This window comes from Variovorax sp. JS1663 (genome assembly GCF_002157355.1).
Lineage (GTDB): Bacteria > Pseudomonadota > Gammaproteobacteria > Burkholderiales > Burkholderiaceae_C > Variovorax.
This window is the reverse complement of record NZ_LYMK01000006.1, coordinates 1-16,149: the sequence shown is the minus strand read 5'-3', so window position 1 is coordinate 16,149 and position 16,149 is coordinate 1. Positions and strand designations below refer to the sequence as shown.

The window sequence follows — 16,149 nt, the reverse complement described above, 5'->3', positions numbered from 1 at the left end:
GCATCGATGGCATTCCTCACCTCCCTGATCCTCGCGGCTTTCGCCGGCTATATCGGTGCCTGGTATTTCGGCGCGGTCGAAGGCAACTTCGCGCTGCTGCTGTTCCTCGCCACCGTGGTCACGGGCCTGTACTGGCTGGCGGAGCGCTTTCACTTTCTGCCCCGGCGTCGCAAGGCGGCCGAGGCGCTGGACACCTCCCTGGCCCAGCGGCGCGACGAGCTCTCGCGCCAGGGCATCCAGCAGGTCGACACGGTGGACCCCAAGGCGCGCGAGCGCCTGCTCATGCAGCCCTGGTGGCTGGACTGGACGGCCGGCCTGTTCCCGGTGATCCTGGCCGTGTTCCTGCTGCGCTCCTTCCTGGTCGAGCCCTTCAAGATTCCCTCCGGCTCCATGATGCCGACCCTGCTCACCGGCGACCTGATCCTGGTCAACAAGTTCACCTACGGCCTGCGCCTGCCGGTCATCAACACCAAGATCACCGACGGCACACCCCCGGCCCGGGGCGACGTGATGGTGTTCCGCTACCCGCCCAAGCCCAGCATGGACTACATCAAGCGGGTGATCGGCGTGCCCGGCGACGAAGTGGCCTACCTCAACAAGAAGCTCACCATCAACGGCCAGCCGGTCAACAAGCAGGCGGTGCCCGAGTACTTCGACGAGGAAGCCATGCGCTACCTCAAGCAGTACTCCGAAGACCTGGGCGGCAAGCAGCACATGCTGCTCAACGACGACAGCCGCCGCGCCGGCCTGTCGGAGGCCGAGGTCATGGCGTTCCCGAACCAGGAAAATTGCCGCTACAGTGTCGAGGGCGTGGTGTGCAAGGTCCCGCCGGGCCACTATTTCATGATGGGCGACAACCGCGACAACTCGCTCGATTCGCGCTACTGGGGATTCGTGCCGGACAAGAACATCGTCGGCAAGGCCTTCTTCATCTGGATGAATTTCGGCGACCTCAAGCGCATCGGCGGATTCCAATAGACAGGTTTTTGGAGGGAAAGAGGGCATGAGAGCTAGTCAATCCAGGCGGCGCCAGCGTGGCATCTCCTTCATCGGACTGCTGTTCGTCGCGGTGGTGCTTGCGTGTGTGGGCGTCGTCGTCGCGCAGGTGATCCCTACGCTGATCGAATACCAGGCGATCACCAAGGCCGCCAACAAGGCCAAGGAAGGCGCGACCGTGCCTGAGGTGCGGGCCATCTTCGACCGGGCGCAGGCCATCGACGACTTCCAGTCGGTCAGCGGCAAGGACCTGGACGTGAAGAAGGTGGGCGACAAGGTCGTGGTCTCGTTCGCCTACCAGCGCGAGATCCACCTGTTCGGTCCGGCCTTCCTCACGCTCAAGTACGAAGGCCAGTCGCGCTAGGATGAAGCTCACCGCAGCGGGCCGCCGTGACGGGCGCTGATCTCGCCGCGCTGCAGGCGCGCCTCCAGCACACCTTTGCGGATCCGCGGCTGCTGCAGCGGGCGCTGACGCACCGCAGCTTTTCCGCCGACCACAACGAACGGCTGGAATTCCTGGGCGACTCGGTGCTCAACCTCGCGGTCGCCCATTTGCTGTACGAACAGCTCTCGCAGTTGCCCGAAGGCGACCTGTCCCGGGTGCGGGCCAACCTCGTCAAGCAGGACACCCTGCACCAGCTCGCGCTGAAGTTGGCGCTGTCCCCGCTACTGCGGCTGGGCGAAGGGGAGGCGCGTTCCGGCGGCCCGAACCGGCCTTCGATCCTGGCCGACGCGCTGGAGGCGCTGATCGGCGCCGTCTACCTCGATGCCGGCTACGGCCCGGCGCAGGCGCTGGTGCGGCGGCTCTACGAGTCGGTCGCCATCACGCCGCGCATGGAAGCGGTGGCCAAGGACCCGAAGACCGAATTGCAGGAATGGCTGCAGGGCCACAAAATGAAGTTGCCGGTCTACCGCGTGATCGGCACGCTGGGTGCGGCGCACAAGCAGACCTTCGATGTCGAATGCGAGGTGCCCGACCTGGGTTTCCGCGAACGCGGCATCGGCGGCTCGCGCCGCGCCGGAGAGCAGGCCGCGGCGGCTGCCATGTTGATCCGGCTCAAGGCGCGCGGCGGCGCGGCAAAGGCATCCCCATGAACGAATCGATCGAGTCCGGCCCGCTCCCTCCCTCCGAGGAGGCGGCGCCGGATGCATCCTTGCCGCAGCATTGCGGCCTCGTGGCCATCGTCGGCAAGCCCAACGTGGGCAAGTCGACGCTGCTCAACGCCCTGGTCGGGCAGAAGATCAGCATCACCTCGCGCAAGGCGCAGACCACGCGGCACCGCATCACCGGCATGCGGACGCGGGGCGCGACGCAGTTCGTCTTCGTCGACACGCCGGGTTTCCAGACCCTGCATGCCAACGCGCTCAACCGTTCGCTCAACAAGACGGTGGTCGGAGCGGTCTCGGACGTGGACCTGATTCTTTTCGTCGTCGAGGCCGGCAGCTTCACCGCCGCCGACGAGCGCGTGCTCAAGCTGCTGGGCACCGGCATCCCGACCGTGCTGATCGCCAACAAGCTCGACCACGTGCATCGCCGCAGCGAGCTGGCGCCCTGGTTGCAGCAGATGCAGGGCCGGCATGCCTTCGCGGAGTTCGTGCCGATGTCGGCCAAGAACCCCAAGGACACCGAGCGCCTGTTCGGCATCTGCGAGAGATACCTGCCGGAGCAGCCCTGGTGGTACGCCGAGGACGAGCTGACCGACCGCAGCGAGCAGTTCCTCGCCAGCGAGCTGGTCCGGGAAAAGCTCTTCCGCCTGACCGGCGACGAGCTGCCCTACACCTCGACCGTGGTGATCGACAAGTACCAGGAGGAGCCGCCTGCCCGCAAGGGCCAGAAGCGCCTGCTGCGCATTGCCGCCACCATCGTGGTGGAGCGCGACAGCCACAAGGCGATGGTGATCGGCGACAAGGGCGAGCGCATCAAGCGCATTGGCACCGAGACGCGGCAAGAGCTCGAGAAGCTTACCGATGCCAAGGTCTTCATCGAGCTGTGGGTCAAGGTCCGCTCCGGCTGGGCCGACGACGAGGCGCGGGTGCGGTCCTTCGGCTATGAATGAGCCCACCCAGTCGGTGAATGGCGACCCAGCGCATCTCGCATGAGCCGGCCTATGTGCTCCATCACTACGACTGGAGCGAGTCGAGCCTGATCCTGGAGGTCTTCACCCGCCACCACGGCCGCGTCGCCCTGGTGGCCAAGGGGGCCAAGCGGCCCAGCTCCAACTTTCGGCCGGTCCTGCTGCCCCTGCAGCCGCTGCAGCTCAGCTACGGCGGCGATGCCGAGATCCGCAGCCTCAAGTCCGCCGAATGGATGGGCGGCCATGTGATGCCCACCGGCGAGGCCCTGCTGTCCGGCTACTACCTCAACGAGCTACTGCTGCGCCTGCTGGCGCGCGACGACGCGCACGCGGCGCTGTTCGACGGCTATGCCGTGGTGGTGCAGGTGCTGGCGGGCGACCATGGTGGCGCCCAGGCCGCCACGCAGGCGGCCGCGCTGCGCGCCTTCGAGCTTCTGCTGCTGCGCGAGATCGGCTTGCTGCCGTCCCTCGACGCCGAGACGCTGACGCTCGCGCCGCTGGACCCGCAGATGCGCTATGCCCTGGTGCCGGAGGCGGGCCTGCGCCTGGCCGGCGATGATGAGGCCGCGCTCGAAGGCGCCGAGTGGCAGGCGCTGCAGCGCACCCTGGAGGAACGCGCACCCCTGGCTGCCGCGCTGCGCCGGGTCGCGGTGATGAATGCAGGCGCGAACGGCGCCCTGCGCAACCAGCTTCGTGTGCTGCTCCACTACCATTGCGGCGTGAGCACCCTGCGCACACGCCAGATGATGAGAGACTTGCAAGCCCTATGAGCACTTCACTGTCGATCAACCTCAACAAGGTCGCGCTGGTGCGCAACACGCGGGCGCTGGGCATCCCCAGCGTGCGTTTCGCCGCCGCCCTGTGCCTGGACGCCGGCGCCCACGGCATCACGGTGCACCCGCGGCCCGACCAGCGCCACATTCGCCCTCAAGACGTGCAGGACCTGTCCGAGCTGCTGTCCAAGGACTGGCCCCAGGCCGAGTTCAACATCGAGGGCAACCCCTTCCACAACCTGATGGACTTCTTGCGCGAGCTGCGGCCGCACCAGGCCACCTTCGTTCCCGACGATGTGGCCCAGTCGACCAGCGACCACGGCTGGACCTTCCCCGACGATGCCGACCGCCTGCGGCCGCTGATCGCCGAGGCGAAGGGGCTGGGCGTGCGCGTGAGCCTGTTCATGGACCCCGAGCCCGACATGATGGCCGCCGCGAAGGCAGTCGGCGCGGACCGCATCGAGCTCTACACCGAGGGTTATGCCGCCTCGCGCGGCACCTCCAAGGCGGATGCCGTTCTGGGCCTGTATGCCGAGGCGGCCCGGGCGGCGCAGGCGGCCGGCCTCGAGGTCAACGCGGGGCACGACCTGAGCCGCGACAACCTCGCGGATTTCCTGCGCGCGGTGCCCGACGTGCGAGAAGTGTCGATCGGCCATGCCTTCGTCTCGGATGCGCTGGAGCTCGGCTACGCCGCGGCCACCCGGGACTACCTGCGCTGCATCCTGGAGGCGGGCGCCCGGTGATCTACGGCATCGGCACCGACATCTGCGACATCCGCCGCATCGCCGCCACCTTTGAGCGCCAGGGGGAGCGCTTCGCGCAGAAGGTGCTGAGCGATGCCGAGCTCGCCGTCTGGCGCGCCCGCAGCGCCCGCTGGCCGAAGCGCGGGCTGCGCTATCTGGCCACCCGCTTCTCCGCCAAGGAGGCCTTCAGCAAGGCCGTCGGAATGGGCATGCGCATGCCCATGAGTTGGCGGCTGTGCGAGATCGCGAACGAGCGCAGCGGCAAGCCGGTGATCGTGCTCCATGGCGTCCTGAAGCAATGGTTCGATGCCGAGGGCTTGATCGCGCACGTGACGGTGACCGACGAGACCGACTACGCAGCGAGCTTCGTCGTGGTCGAACGCAGGCCATGACAGCCCCGAATGCACTGCACGCCCCGCTGATCATCGACATCGGCGGCACTGCTTTGAACGCGTCCGACCGCCGTCGTCTGGCCGACCCGCTGGTGGGCGGCGTGATCCACTTCGCGCGCAACTGGCAGGACCGGGCGCAGATGAGCGCCCTCAACGCCGAGATCAAGGCGCTGCGGTCCGATCTCCTGATTTGCGTGGATCACGAAGGCGGCCGCGTGCAGCGCTTCCGTACCGACGGCTTCACGCGCCTGCCCGCCATGCGGACGCTTGGCGAGCTCTGGATGCGCGACCCGATGCGCGCCACCCAGGCCGCCGTGGCCAGCGGTCACGTGCTTGCCGCCGAACTGCGGGCTTGCGGCGTCGACTTCAGCTTCACCCCCGTGCTGGACCTGGACTACGGCGAAAGCAGCGTGATCGGTGACCGCAGCTTCCATCGCGATCCGCGCGTGGTCGCGTTGCTCGCGCGCAGCCTGGCGCATGGCCTGCTGCAGGCGGGCATGGCCAACTGCGGCAAACATTTCCCCGGGCATGGCTTCGTGCGCGCCGATTCGCATGTGGCGATTCCGGTGGATCGCCGCAGCCTCAAGGCGATCCTGGCAGACGACGCGCGGCCCTACGACTGGCTGGGCGGCACGCTGGCAGCGGTCATGCCGGCGCACGTGATCTACCCGAAGATCGATGCCCGCCCCGCCGGCTTCTCGGCCAAATGGCTCCACGAGATCCTGCGCGGCCGGCTGGGCTTCGAGGGGGCGGTGTTCAGCGACGACCTGAGCATGGAAGCCGCGCGCCACGTCCAGGGCGAGCAACTGAGCTACACCGAAGCCGCGCTCGCAGCCCTCGACGCCGGCTGCGATCTGGCCCTGCTGTGCAACCAGAGCATTGGTGACAGCACGGTGCTCGACGACGTGCTGGACGGTTTTGCAGCCGCGCGCCGCGACGGGCGGTGGAAGCCGGATGCCGGCAGCGAGGCACGCCGGCGCAGCCTGCTCCCGCGCGCGCCAGCGCTGACCTGGGACGATCTCGAGCGTTCGCCTGCCTACTGCCAGGCGGCCGCGCTGTTGCCGGACCTCTCGTAGCGTGCCCCGGCGGGCGGCCAGCTACTTCATCCTGGCGGCAATGTGCCGGCGGCCGTATAGGCCAAGCCGGCCGCCACGCCCCCGAAGAGGTCGCCTTCGATGACGTCCGTGCCCGGAAAGGCCTGCCGCAGTGCGCCCTGGAAGGGGCGCAGCGCCGACGAGCCGCCCGTCAGATAGATCGCATCCAGCTGGTCGCCGCGCAGGCCAGCGCGCGACACGCAGTCGCCGGCACAGGCCAGCACGCTGTCGAGCGGTGCCGCGAGGTGCCTGTCCATGTCGCTGGCCGTGAGCAGGGCGTCCAGCCTCGGCTCCGCGAACGACAGGTCGATCCCCTCGTCGCCCTTCATCATCGAGGTGCGGATCTTGGCGTCCTCGACCTCGCTGGCGATGCGATGCCCCTGTCTGTCTTCGAGCACGCGCATCAGCCGGTCGTGCAGCCGCGTGTCCAGGTAGTTGACGCGCAGCTCCTGCACCTGCCGCAGCGCCCTGGGCGCATAGAGCCAGTTGATCAGGTGCCATGAGGACAGGTCGAAGAAGGTCCTGCTCGGCACTTCCCGCCCCTGGGGGCCGATGTGCCGGAAGCCGAAGTGCGGCATCACGCACTCGATGCTGAGGCGCTGGTCGAAGTCGGTGCCGCCGATGTGCACGCCCGTGGTGGCCAGCACGTCGCCGGCGCGGTCAGCCTTCGCCATGCGCTCGGGCCCGAGGCGCACGACCGTGAAGTCGGAGGTGCCGCCGCCGATGTCGACGATGAGTACAAGCGATTCGCGTGTGATGCGGCGTTCGTAGTCGAAGGCGGCGGCGATCGGTTCGTACTGGAATCCGACCTCGCCCAGTCCGGCGCTCCGCGCGGCCCGGCGCAGCGTGGCTTCGGCCTCGCGGTCGCGCGCCGGATCGTCGTCGACGAAATGCACCGGCCGTCCCAAGACAACTCGCGCAGGCCGCGCGCCCAGCTGCCGGTCGACGCGCGCCGCGAGCTCCGCCAGGAAGAGGGCGATGATGTCCTCGAAGCTGACCCGCTGGTTCCCGATCTCCGTCTGGTCCTGCATGAGCGAGCTGCCAAGCAGGCTCTTGAGCGAGCGCATCAACCGCCCCTCGGTGCCTGCCAGGTACAGCGCGATCGCTTCGCGCCCGAAGTGCGTGCGGTGGTCCTCGGTGTCGAAGAAGACCGCGGTCGGGATCGTCGTCGCCGCGCCTTCCAGCGGCACCATCTGCGCGAGTTCGCGCCCCGCAACGCTGGCGACCGCGGAATTGGAGGTGCCGAAGTCGATGCCGATGACGGGCGCGGGTGCGCTCAAGATTCCCGCCGCAGGGCCGGGAAGAGGATCACGTCGCGGATGCTGGGCGAATCGGTCAGCAGCATCATCAGCCGGTCGATGCCGATACCGCAGCCGCCGGTGGGCGGCATGCCGTACTCGAGGGCGCGCACGAAGTCGTGATCGAAGAACATCGCCTCGTCGTCGCCGCTGTCCTTGGCCGAGACCTGCGCGTTGAAGCGCGCGGCCTGGTCCTCGGCATCGTTGAGCTCGCTGAAGCCATTGCCGAACTCGCGGCCGGTGATGTAGAGCTCGAAGCGCTCGGTGACCTCGGGGCGTTCGTCGTTGGCGCGCGCCAGCGGCGAGATCTCGGTCGGGTGCTCCATGATGAAGGTGGGCTGCCAGAGCTTTTCCTCCACCGTCTCCTCGAAGTACATGACCTGCAGGCTGGCCAGGCTGCGTTGCGACAGCTTGTCCTTCTCCTCGTTCAGGCCGAGCTTGCGCAGGGCATCGCGCAGCCAGGCGGCATCGTCTGCATTGGCGCCGGCCTCGGTGTGCCTGGCGATCGCCTCGCGGATGGTGAGGCGTTCGAAGGGCTGGCCCAGGTCCACCGGCTTACCCTGGTACTCGAGCTGGAGCTTGCCCACGCTCTTCTGTGCGATGGTGCGGATCAGCGTCTCGGTGAAGTCCATCAGGTCGCGGTAGTTCCAGTAGGCCGCGTAGAACTCCATCATCGTGAACTCGGGGTTGTGCCGTACCGAGATGCCCTCGTTACGGTAGCTCCGGTTGATCTCGAACACACGCTCGAAGCCGCCGACGATCAGGCGCTTGAGGTAAAGCTCGGGCGCGATGCGCAGGAACATCTCCTGGTCCAGCGCGTTGTGGTGCGTCTTGAAGGGCTTGGCGTTGGCACCGCCGGGGATCGGGTGCAGCATGGGCGTTTCGACCTCGAGGAAGCCATTGCCCACCATGAACTCGCGCAGCGCGCTCACGGCGCGGCTGCGCGCCACGAAGCGCTCGCGCGCCGTCTCGTCGGTGATCAGGTCGACGTAGCGCTGACGGTACTTCTGCTCCTGGTCGGCCATCCCGTGGAACTTGTCGGGCAGCGGACGCAGGCTCTTGGTGAGCAGGCGCAGCTTCGTCACCTTGACCGAGAGCTCACCGGTCTTGGTCTTGAAGGCCGTGCCCTCGGCGCCGAGGATGTCGCCCAGGTCCCAGCGCTTGAATTCGGCGTAGGCCTCCTCGCCGATGGCGTCGCGCGTAACGTAGAGCTGGATGCGGCCGGTGGCGTCCTGCAAGGTGGCGAAGCTGGCCTTGCCCATTACCCGCTTGAGCATCATGCGGCCGGCCACGCCGACTGCGATGGGCGAGGCTTCGAGCGCCTCGGCGCCCGTTTCGCCGTGCGCGGCGAGCAGCGCCGCCGCGCGGTCGGCCGGCTTGAAATCGTTCGGGAAGGCGACGCCCTTGCCCTCGGCCTGCGCAGCGCGCAGCGCCTTCAGCTTGTCGCGCCGTTCGGCGATGAGCTGGTTGTCGTCGGTGGCGGGAGTGGGGGAGGACTGGGCGTCGGACATGGAGCGAAAAAGAAGCACGGGCGCTCGCGCGCAACCCGCCATTTTAGCCGGCCACGTTCGGCTGGCCGGTGGCGGAGCTACCGGGCGATGCCGGTGCGTGCCAGCAGGTCGCTGACCAGTTCCAGGCGCATCAAGGGGCTGTCGAGCTCCATCAGCCGCTGCTTGAGCGGGGCCGGCACGGGCAGTAGCTCGCACCAGCGGTTGGCGACCCAGCCGCAGTCGTCGAAGCGGAAGGGAGCCTGGATGGGCAGGCGGACCTGCTCGTTGCCCGGCAGGAGCCGGCGCTCTTCGAGGGTCTCGACCAAGCGGCGTAACGCGTCGGCCGTGGAGCGCAGATCGTCTGGCACCGCGAGGTCGACGTCGCCGGACAGTGGCGAGATGTCTGCGATCCACAGGCCGTTCTTCTGCACCTCGCTGCCGTGTATGCGGAAGCGCTGCGTGCCCTCGCATTCGATCTGTATCAGGCCGGCCTGCGGCGCGTCGAAAGCGCGGATGGAGGCCATCGTGCCGATCGAGGCGAAACGCTCGGCGTCCGCCCCCGCGCGACGGACCTCTTCGCCCTGGGTGAGGCTGACCACGCCGAAAGGCGCTCCGACCTTGTGGCACTTGCCGATCAGGTCCAGGTAGCGCACCTCGAAGATGCGCAAGGGCAGGAATCCGCCGGGAAAGAGCACCGTGCCCAGCGGAAACAAGGGCATCGGCTGCGTGAGGGGTTGAGTCGTCATCGTGGAACCTGGCGTGGCTATCATCGCATTCCGTTCACGACAGCGCGCCATGCTCTACCAGATCCCCTCGTTTCTTCTCGATGTGATCGTCGGCCTTCTCGGCGGCGCCTGCCTGCTGCGGCTGTACATGCAATATCACCGTGTGCCTTTCGGTAATCCGCTGGGGCGCTTCGTGTTCGCAATCACCGACTGGATCGTGCTGCCGCTGCGGCGCATCGTGCCCTCGGTCAAGCGCTGGGACCTGGCCAGCGCCGTTGCGGCCTGGTTGCTGGTGATGCTCAAGTTCCTGCTGCTGTGGTCGCTGCTGGGTGCGCTCGAGCGCTGGGAGATCCTGCCGCTGGTGTCGCTGATCGGGCTGATGCAGCTGGCGGTCTCGGGCCTGACCGCGTTGCTGATCGTCTACGCCGTTCTCTCGTGGGTGCCGAGCGCGTCCTCGATGCTGCAGGACCTGATCGCGCGCCTGGCCGAGCCGCTGGTGCGGCCGCTGCGTCGCTTCATCCCCCTGGTGGGCGGCGTGGACCTGTCGCCGCTCGCCGCCATCGTGCTGCTGCAGATCGGCGCCATCGTGCTGGGCAGCCTGATGGCGACGGTCTTCGGCATGGGCCGATAGGGCCTCTTTTCAGATCACCGCGTCGGCCGGTTGGCGCAGCAGCATCGCCAGCGTGCTGGCGACGGTCTTGCGCAGCTCGCGGCGGTCGCAGATGAAGTCGATGGCGCCCTTGGTCTGCAGGAACTCGGCACGCTGGAAGCCCTCGGGCAAGGTCACGCGCACGGTCGATTCGATCACACGCGGCCCGGCGAAGCCGATCAGCGCCTTGGGCTCGGCGATCACCACGTCGCCCACGAAGGCGAAGCCGGCGCTGACGCCGCCCATGGTGGGGTCGGTCAGCACGCTGATGTAGGGCAGGCCCTTCTTCGCCAGGCGCGTGAGCGCCGCGTTGGTCTTGGCCATCTGCATCAGCGACAGGAGGCCTTCCTGCATCCGCGCGCCGCCGGTGGCGGTAAAGCAGATGAAGGGCACCTTCTGCTCGATCGCGGTCTCGACACCGCGCACGAAGCGCTCGCCGACCACGCTGCCCATGCTGCCGCCCATGAAGTCGAACTCGAAGCAGGCCACCACCACGTTGATACTGTGGACCGAGCCGCCCATCACCACCAGCGCATCGGTTTCGCCGGTGTTTTCAAGCGCTTCCTTGAGCCGCTCGGGGTACTTGCGGCTGTCCTTGAACTTGAGGGCGTCGACCGGCAGCACTTCCTGGCCGACTTCGTAGCGGCCCTCGGCGTCGAGGAAGGCGTCGAGTCGCGCGCGCGCGGCGATGCGGTGGTGGTGGCCGCAGCTCGGGCACACGTTCTGGTTGTGTTCGAGGTCCGTCTTGTAGAGCACGGTGTCGCAGCTCGGGCACTTGATCCAGAGGCCCTCGGGCATCTGGCGGCGCTCGCTGGGGTCGCTGGGCGCAATCTTGGGCGGAAGCAGTTTTTCAAGCCAGCTCATGGGTTCTCCATCCGGGGCAAAACCAATCGATTCTACCGGCCGGCCAAGTTCTTGGCCGTGGCGGCGGGCAGCGCGTCGAGTGCCTGCCGGATCTCCGCCAGGAATTCGCGCACCAGCGGCACCACCTGTTCGCGCGGCTGGCTGTCGACCAACTGGATGATGCGGGTGCCGATCACCACCGCGTCGGTCGTCGAGCCGACGGCTTGCGCGCTGCGGGCGTCGCGGATGCCGAAGCCCACGCCCACCGGCAGCTTCACGTGCTCGCGGATGCGGGGGATCATGCGGCCCACGGCCTCGGTATCGAGGTGCCCGGCGCCGGTCACGCCCTTGAGCGAGACGTAGTAGACATAGCCTGCGGCGATGCGGCCCACCTGCGCCATCCGCTCGGCGGTGCTGGTCGGCGCCAGCAGGAAGATCAGGTCGATGCCGTGCGCTTGCAGGGCGGCGGCGAAGTCCTCGCATTCCTCGGGCGGGTAGTCGACCACCAGCACGCCGTCCACGCCGGCCGCGGCCGCATCGCGGATGAAGCTGCCCTTGCCGTGCACGCCGTCGTAGCGTTCGACCGGGTTGGCATAGCCCATCAGGACCACCGGCGTGGTGGCGTCCTTCTGGCGGAAGGTGCTCACCATGGCCAGCACCTGCTTCATGCCGATGCCCAGTGCCAGCGCGGCCTCGCCGGCGGCCTGGATCACCGGGCCGTCGGCCATGGGATCGGAGAAGGGAACGCCCAGCTCGATCACGTCGGCACCGGCCTCGACCATGCCGTGCATCAGCTCGGGCGTGAGGTCGGCGTACGGGAAGCCAGCGGTGACGTAGGGGATCAGCGCCCGGCGGCCATGCTCGCGCAGGCGCTCGAAGGTGGCGGCGATGCGGCTCATGCCCGGCCTCCCTTCACGCTCAGGCCGCGCATCGACGGCCGGTCATAGAAGTCCACGCCCGACAGGTCGGCCACCGTGCCGATGTCCTTGTCGCCGCGGCCTGAAAGGTTCACCAGAATCGACTGGTCGGGGCGCATGGTCTTGGCGAGCTTCATGGCGTAGGCCACTGCGTGGCTCGATTCGAGGGCGGGGATGATGCCTTCGGTGCGGCAGAGGTAGTGGAAGGCTTCGAGCGCCTCCGTGTCGGTGATGCCCACGTATTCGGCGCGGCCGATGTCGGCCAGGTAGGCGTGCTCGGGACCGACGCCGGGGTAGTCGAGGCCGGCGCTGATGCTGTGGGTCTCGGTAATCTGGCCGTCATCGTTCTGCAGCAGGTAGGTGCGGTTGCCATGCAGTACGCCGGGGCTGCCGCGCAGGATCGAGGCCGCGTGTTTGCCGCTGTCCAGCCCTTCGCCGGCCGCCTCGACGCCCACCAGGCGCGTGCCCGCAAACGGAATGTAGGGATGGAAGATGCCGATCGCGTTGCTGCCGCCGCCCACGCAGGCCACCACCACGTCGGGCTGTCGGCCTTCCGCCTCGCCGGTGATGCCCTGCGCTGCCAGCATGGCGGGCATCTGAGCGATGCATTCGGTGCCGATCACGCTCTGGAAGTCGCGCACCATCGTCGGATACGGGTGCGGGCCGGCCACGGTGCCGATGATGTAGAAGGTGTTCTCGACGTTGGTGACCCAGTCGCGCATGGCCTCGTTGAGCGCGTCCTTCAGGGTCTTGCTGCCCGACTCCACGGGGACCACGGTTGCGCCGAGCAGGTTCATCCGATAGACGTTGGGGCTCTGGCGCTTCACATCCTGGCTGCCCATGTAGACCACGCACTCGAGCCCATAGCGCGCGCAGATGGTGGCCGTTGCGACGCCGTGCTGGCCGGCACCGGTCTCGGCGATCACGCGCGGCTTGCCCATGCGCTTGGCCAGCATGGCCTGGCCGATGGTGTTGTTGACCTTGTGCGCGCCGGTGTGATTCAGGTCTTCGCGCTTCAGGTAGATCTGGGCGCCGCCCATCTCGCGGCTCATGCGGGCCGCATGGTAGATCGGGGAGGGACGGCCGACGAAATGCGCGAGCTCATGTCGGAATTCGGCCTGGAACGCGGGGTCGTTCTTGTATTTCGCGTAGGCCTCGCGAAGTTCGTTGATCGCGTGCGTCAGCGTCTCGCTGGCGAAGGTGCCGCCGTAGATGCCGAAATGGCCGCTGGCGTCGGGTTGGTCGTAGGTATTCATGGTCTCGATCGGTGGGCGGGTTACGCCGGACGATCGAACCGGACGATCGAGCCGGGTAAGGCGCTAGGACAGTGCATCGGCCGCCCGCACGGCGGCCACGAATTCGCGGATCTTCACGGCGTCCTTGATGCCCCTGGAGGCCTCGACGCCGGAGCTCACGTCAACGGCCAGCGACTTCGCGGCCGTGCGCAACCGGCGAATGCCATCGCCCACGTTTGCAGGTGCGAGCCCACCACTCAAGACGAGGTGAGCGTCGACGGCGGTTGGAAGAAGTGACCAATCGAATGCCTTGCCGCCACCGCCATAGCCCTCGACATGGGCGTCGAGCAGGATGGCCTGGGCGCGGGAGTAATCGGAGGCGTATTTTACGAGGTCGAAGCGGCTTGCGGTCGCGTTCAGCGGAATGCGGGCGGCCCGCACGTAGCGGTGAGCGCCGCGTCCGCTGGCCTCCCAGCAATCGTCGGGTGATTCGTCGCCGTGGAACTGGGCCATGGCGCCTGGCACACCGCTCAGGGCCGCCTGAACGGCGGCCGCAGGCTCGTTGACGAACAGCAGCACGGGTGTGACGAAGGGGGGGAGGCGCTCAGCCAGCTGGCGCGCGCGTTCGGCGCTTACGGCACGCGGACTGGGCGGATAGAGCACGAAGCCCACCGCATCGGCTCCGGCCTCGGTGGCCGCGTCCACGTCCTGCTCACGCGTGAGCCCGCAGATCTTGATGCGTGTGCGGGGGGTGGAACTCATGGCGGGCCATCATACGCAGCGCCATCCGCCTGCATGGTCGCCTCTGGCGGAAGACCCCAGCAGGCGTCGTAGAGCGGTCCCAGGAAATAAAGCCCGTTGGGCGAGAACGTGGGCGCGGCGACCAGGCGGCTGCGCGCTTCCAGCACCTCGCCCATCCATTCGGGCGGCGCCTTGCCGTGGCCGATGCGCACCAGGCAGCCCATGATGTTGCGGATCATGTGGTGCAGGAAGGCGTCGGCCTCGAATTCGAAGTGCCAGCGGCAGCGGTCGGTTTCGCCGCGGCGGGTGATCTCGATGCGCCGCACTTCCTTCACCGGCGACAGGGCCTGGCAGGCCGAGGCCCGGAAGGAGCTGAAATCGTGCCGGCCGAGCAGCAGGGACGCGGCCGCGCGCATGGCATCGCCGTCGAGCTCGCGCATGGACCAGCCCACCCTGCCCGCGTCCAGGCTGGGCCGTACCGGCGACTGCGACAGCACGTAGAGGTAACGGCGCGTGAGAGCGCTGGCCCTGCAATGAAACGCAACGGGCACGGGCTGCGCCCACTGCACCCCGATGTCGTCCGGCAGGAAGCGGTTGGTGCCGCGCACCCAGGAGAAAGGCGCCCTGTCGACCGAGGTGTCGAAGTGCACCACCTGCATCAGCGCGTGGACGCCGGCGTCGGTGCGGCCCGCACAGAGAGTGGAAATGGGCTGGGCGGCGAACTGGCTGAGCGCATGCTCCAGCTTGTCCTGGACCGTGCGGCCCGAGGGCTGGCTTTGCCAGCCGTCATAAGCCTGGCCGTTGTAGCGGACGCCGAGGGCCAGCCTCACTGGGACATCGGCGCCGACGCGTCGCTCAGCGCAACTCGCCGAGCAGTTGCTTGGCTTCCGCCTTCACATCGCCCGACCCTTCGGCGGCTACTTCCTCGACCAGCGAGCGGGCACCTTCGACGTCGCCGAGTGCCTTCAGCTCGCGCGCCAGCGACAGCTTGATGGCATGCGGATTCTCGCCGCTCTCTTCCGGCACGGGCTCCAGGCGGCCGCGCTCGGTGTCGGCGGGGGCCCGCAGGCCGGCCATCGAGCTCATGTCGAACTCGATGAAGCCGGAATCGCCCGGCAGGCCGGCGCGCACGGTGACCGGCTGGGTCATATCGTCATTCGAGGACAGCGGGGCGCGCACGGTGGTCGCGTCGAGAGCGCCAGGGGCGGTATCGAAATCGTTGTGCAGATCGATCTTGGCCGCCTGCGTGGGACCGGCATGGCTGCCATTCGCGGTGGGGGCCACTCGCGGCGCCTGCGGGCTACTCGACAAGGGGGGCAACTGGATCTGTGTCGGCGGCAGGGTAGCGCTGACGGCGGCAGGGGCGGGCGGTTTGCCGAGGTCCAGGTCGAAATCCAGCGGCGCAACGGAGGGCACGAAGGCGGGCGGCGGCGCGGCGGCTTCGGGAGCAAGCGGCGACGGCGGCGGTGCGGCGGCCGGGGCCGCGGTGGCAGCGGCCAGGGTGCCGGCGAAGGCGGCGGCTTCCGCGGGCGTGACGCCGGCCTTGCTGCCCGACTCGTACAGCGGGTTGCCCGGATCGAGCTCTTTGCCCATTTCCATCACGCGGGTCCAATCGGCGCCAGTTCCGCCGGTCAGCTTGTGGACGTCCGAGGCTAGCGCCTCGTAGGCGCGCAGGTCGCGCCGCTTGGCGTGGATCTCGAGCAGCTTCAGATGGATGGCGGTGCGCTCCGGATTGACGCGCAGCGCCTCGCGCAGGATCTCCTCGGCCTGCAGGTCACGGCCATAGGCGAGGTAGACATCGGCCTCGGCGACCGGGTCGACGTCGCCGGCATCGAATTGGCTCGGCGAATAGGACAGCGAAGAGACGACCGAGTTGCCACGGTTCTTGGTGTCCACCGATTCGCCGCCGCTGGCGCCGAAGAAGGAGTCCTTGGGAATGCGGCTCTCGAGGAAGACGCTCTCGCCCGCCTCGTTGCGCTTGCGGCCCAGCACGCGATAGAGCAGGAAGCCGATAAGCAACGCGATCAGAGCGGCAGCACCGAGGACCAACGGGTTGTCTGCCAGTTCGTCCAACATGCCGCGCTCGGCAACTGCCGGCGCAGGCGTGGGCGCGGGAGCTGGCGGCTTGGCCGCTGCGGCGGGGGCCGGCGCTGCAGCGGGGGCGGCTGCCTCCGGAGC

General features: G+C 68.1%; 18 protein-coding genes. 9 read left to right on the top strand and 9 right to left on the bottom strand.

All coding sequences use genetic code 11. The features are described from left to right. The first annotated feature begins 6 nt into the window (after positions 1 to 6). From lepB to nagZ, 8 genes are read left to right on the top strand one after another with little or no spacing between them, the layout of a single operon-like run. Positions 7 to 978 (top strand): signal peptidase I, encoded by a 972-nt coding sequence (lepB, locus tag A8M77_RS07205; RefSeq protein ID WP_086920875.1) that lies wholly within the window; start codon positions 7 to 9, stop codon positions 976 to 978. Between the two features lie 25 nt (positions 979 to 1,003). Continuing rightward, the gene (locus A8M77_RS07200; protein WP_086920874.1) at positions 1,004 to 1,360 is read left to right on the top strand and encodes a DUF4845 domain-containing protein; all 357 of its coding nucleotides are present in this window, start codon (positions 1,004 to 1,006) and stop codon (positions 1,358 to 1,360) included. Positions 1,361 to 1,386: 26 nt separating this feature from the next. Beyond that, positions 1,387 to 2,091: a ribonuclease III gene (gene rnc / locus A8M77_RS07195; RefSeq protein WP_086920873.1), complete on the top strand. Its 705-nt coding sequence runs from the start codon at positions 1,387 to 1,389 to the stop codon at positions 2,089 to 2,091. After that, on the top strand, positions 2,088 to 3,053 hold the full coding sequence (gene era, locus A8M77_RS07190) for a GTPase Era (protein WP_086920872.1): 966 nt from the start codon (positions 2,088 to 2,090) through the stop codon (positions 3,051 to 3,053). The genes rnc and era overlap by 4 nt, the downstream gene beginning before the upstream one ends. A 17-nt stretch (positions 3,054 to 3,070) precedes the next feature. Continuing rightward, positions 3,071 to 3,841: a DNA repair protein RecO gene (gene recO / locus A8M77_RS07185; RefSeq protein WP_086920871.1), complete on the top strand. Its 771-nt coding sequence runs from the start codon at positions 3,071 to 3,073 to the stop codon at positions 3,839 to 3,841. Then, positions 3,838 to 4,587, top strand: a complete 750-nt coding sequence (locus tag A8M77_RS07180; protein WP_086920870.1) for a pyridoxine 5'-phosphate synthase — start codon at positions 3,838 to 3,840, stop codon at positions 4,585 to 4,587. Before recO ends, A8M77_RS07180 begins: the two co-directional genes overlap by 4 nt. Then, a complete protein-coding gene (gene acpS, locus A8M77_RS07175) occupies positions 4,584 to 4,979 on the top strand; it encodes a holo-ACP synthase (RefSeq protein WP_086920869.1) in 396 nt (131 codons plus the stop codon). Before A8M77_RS07180 ends, acpS begins: the two co-directional genes overlap by 4 nt. Beyond that, on the top strand, positions 4,976 to 6,055 hold the full coding sequence (gene nagZ, locus A8M77_RS07170) for a beta-N-acetylhexosaminidase (protein ID WP_086920868.1): 1,080 nt from the start codon (positions 4,976 to 4,978) through the stop codon (positions 6,053 to 6,055). The genes acpS and nagZ overlap by 4 nt, the downstream gene beginning before the upstream one ends. Before the next feature lie 26 nt (positions 6,056 to 6,081). Here the strand turns inward: nagZ and A8M77_RS07165 are convergent, their stop codons facing one another. The 3 genes from A8M77_RS07165 to A8M77_RS07155 form a co-directional block, all read right to left on the bottom strand. Further along, positions 6,082 to 7,356, bottom strand: a complete 1,275-nt coding sequence (locus A8M77_RS07165; protein WP_443270598.1) for an Hsp70 family protein — start codon at positions 7,354 to 7,356, stop codon at positions 6,082 to 6,084. Beyond that, on the bottom strand, positions 7,350 to 8,882 hold the full coding sequence (gene lysS, locus A8M77_RS07160; RefSeq protein ID WP_086920866.1) for a lysine--tRNA ligase: 1,533 nt from the start codon (positions 8,880 to 8,882) through the stop codon (positions 7,350 to 7,352). The genes A8M77_RS07165 and lysS overlap by 7 nt, the downstream gene beginning before the upstream one ends. Before the next feature lie 77 nt (positions 8,883 to 8,959). Then, complete coding sequence (locus tag A8M77_RS07155; protein ID WP_238136747.1) at positions 8,960 to 9,607, bottom strand: LON peptidase substrate-binding domain-containing protein; 648 nt, start codon at positions 9,605 to 9,607, stop codon at positions 8,960 to 8,962. A gap of 49 nt (positions 9,608 to 9,656) precedes the next feature. On the opposite strand from A8M77_RS07155, the gene A8M77_RS07150 reads away from it, so the two are divergent. Continuing rightward, a complete protein-coding gene (locus A8M77_RS07150; protein ID WP_086920864.1) occupies positions 9,657 to 10,217 on the top strand; it encodes a YggT family protein in 561 nt (186 codons plus the stop codon). A gap of 9 nt (positions 10,218 to 10,226) precedes the next feature. Here the strand turns inward: A8M77_RS07150 and accD are convergent, their stop codons facing one another. The 6 genes from accD to A8M77_RS07120 form a co-directional block, all read right to left on the bottom strand. Then, positions 10,227 to 11,099 (bottom strand): acetyl-CoA carboxylase, carboxyltransferase subunit beta, encoded by an 873-nt coding sequence (gene accD, locus A8M77_RS07145; protein WP_086920863.1) that lies wholly within the window; start codon positions 11,097 to 11,099, stop codon positions 10,227 to 10,229. A gap of 32 nt (positions 11,100 to 11,131) precedes the next feature. Further along, positions 11,132 to 11,977: a tryptophan synthase subunit alpha gene (trpA, locus tag A8M77_RS07140; protein WP_086920862.1), complete on the bottom strand. Its 846-nt coding sequence runs from the start codon at positions 11,975 to 11,977 to the stop codon at positions 11,132 to 11,134. Beyond that, complete coding sequence (trpB, locus tag A8M77_RS07135) at positions 11,974 to 13,251, bottom strand: tryptophan synthase subunit beta (protein WP_086920861.1); 1,278 nt, start codon at positions 13,249 to 13,251, stop codon at positions 11,974 to 11,976. Before trpB ends, trpA begins: the two co-directional genes overlap by 4 nt. Positions 13,252 to 13,314: 63 nt before the next feature. Next, positions 13,315 to 13,992 (bottom strand): phosphoribosylanthranilate isomerase, encoded by a 678-nt coding sequence (locus A8M77_RS07130; RefSeq protein ID WP_086920860.1) that lies wholly within the window; start codon positions 13,990 to 13,992, stop codon positions 13,315 to 13,317. Next, positions 13,989 to 14,801, bottom strand: coding sequence for a tRNA pseudouridine(38-40) synthase TruA (truA, locus tag A8M77_RS07125; protein ID WP_086920859.1), 813 nt, complete (start codon positions 14,799 to 14,801; stop codon positions 13,989 to 13,991). Before truA ends, A8M77_RS07130 begins: the two co-directional genes overlap by 4 nt. Before the next feature lie 25 nt (positions 14,802 to 14,826). Further along, positions 14,827 to 16,149: FimV/HubP family polar landmark protein (locus A8M77_RS07120; protein ID WP_337590009.1), on the bottom strand; the 1,323-nt coding region annotated here is incomplete at its 5' end.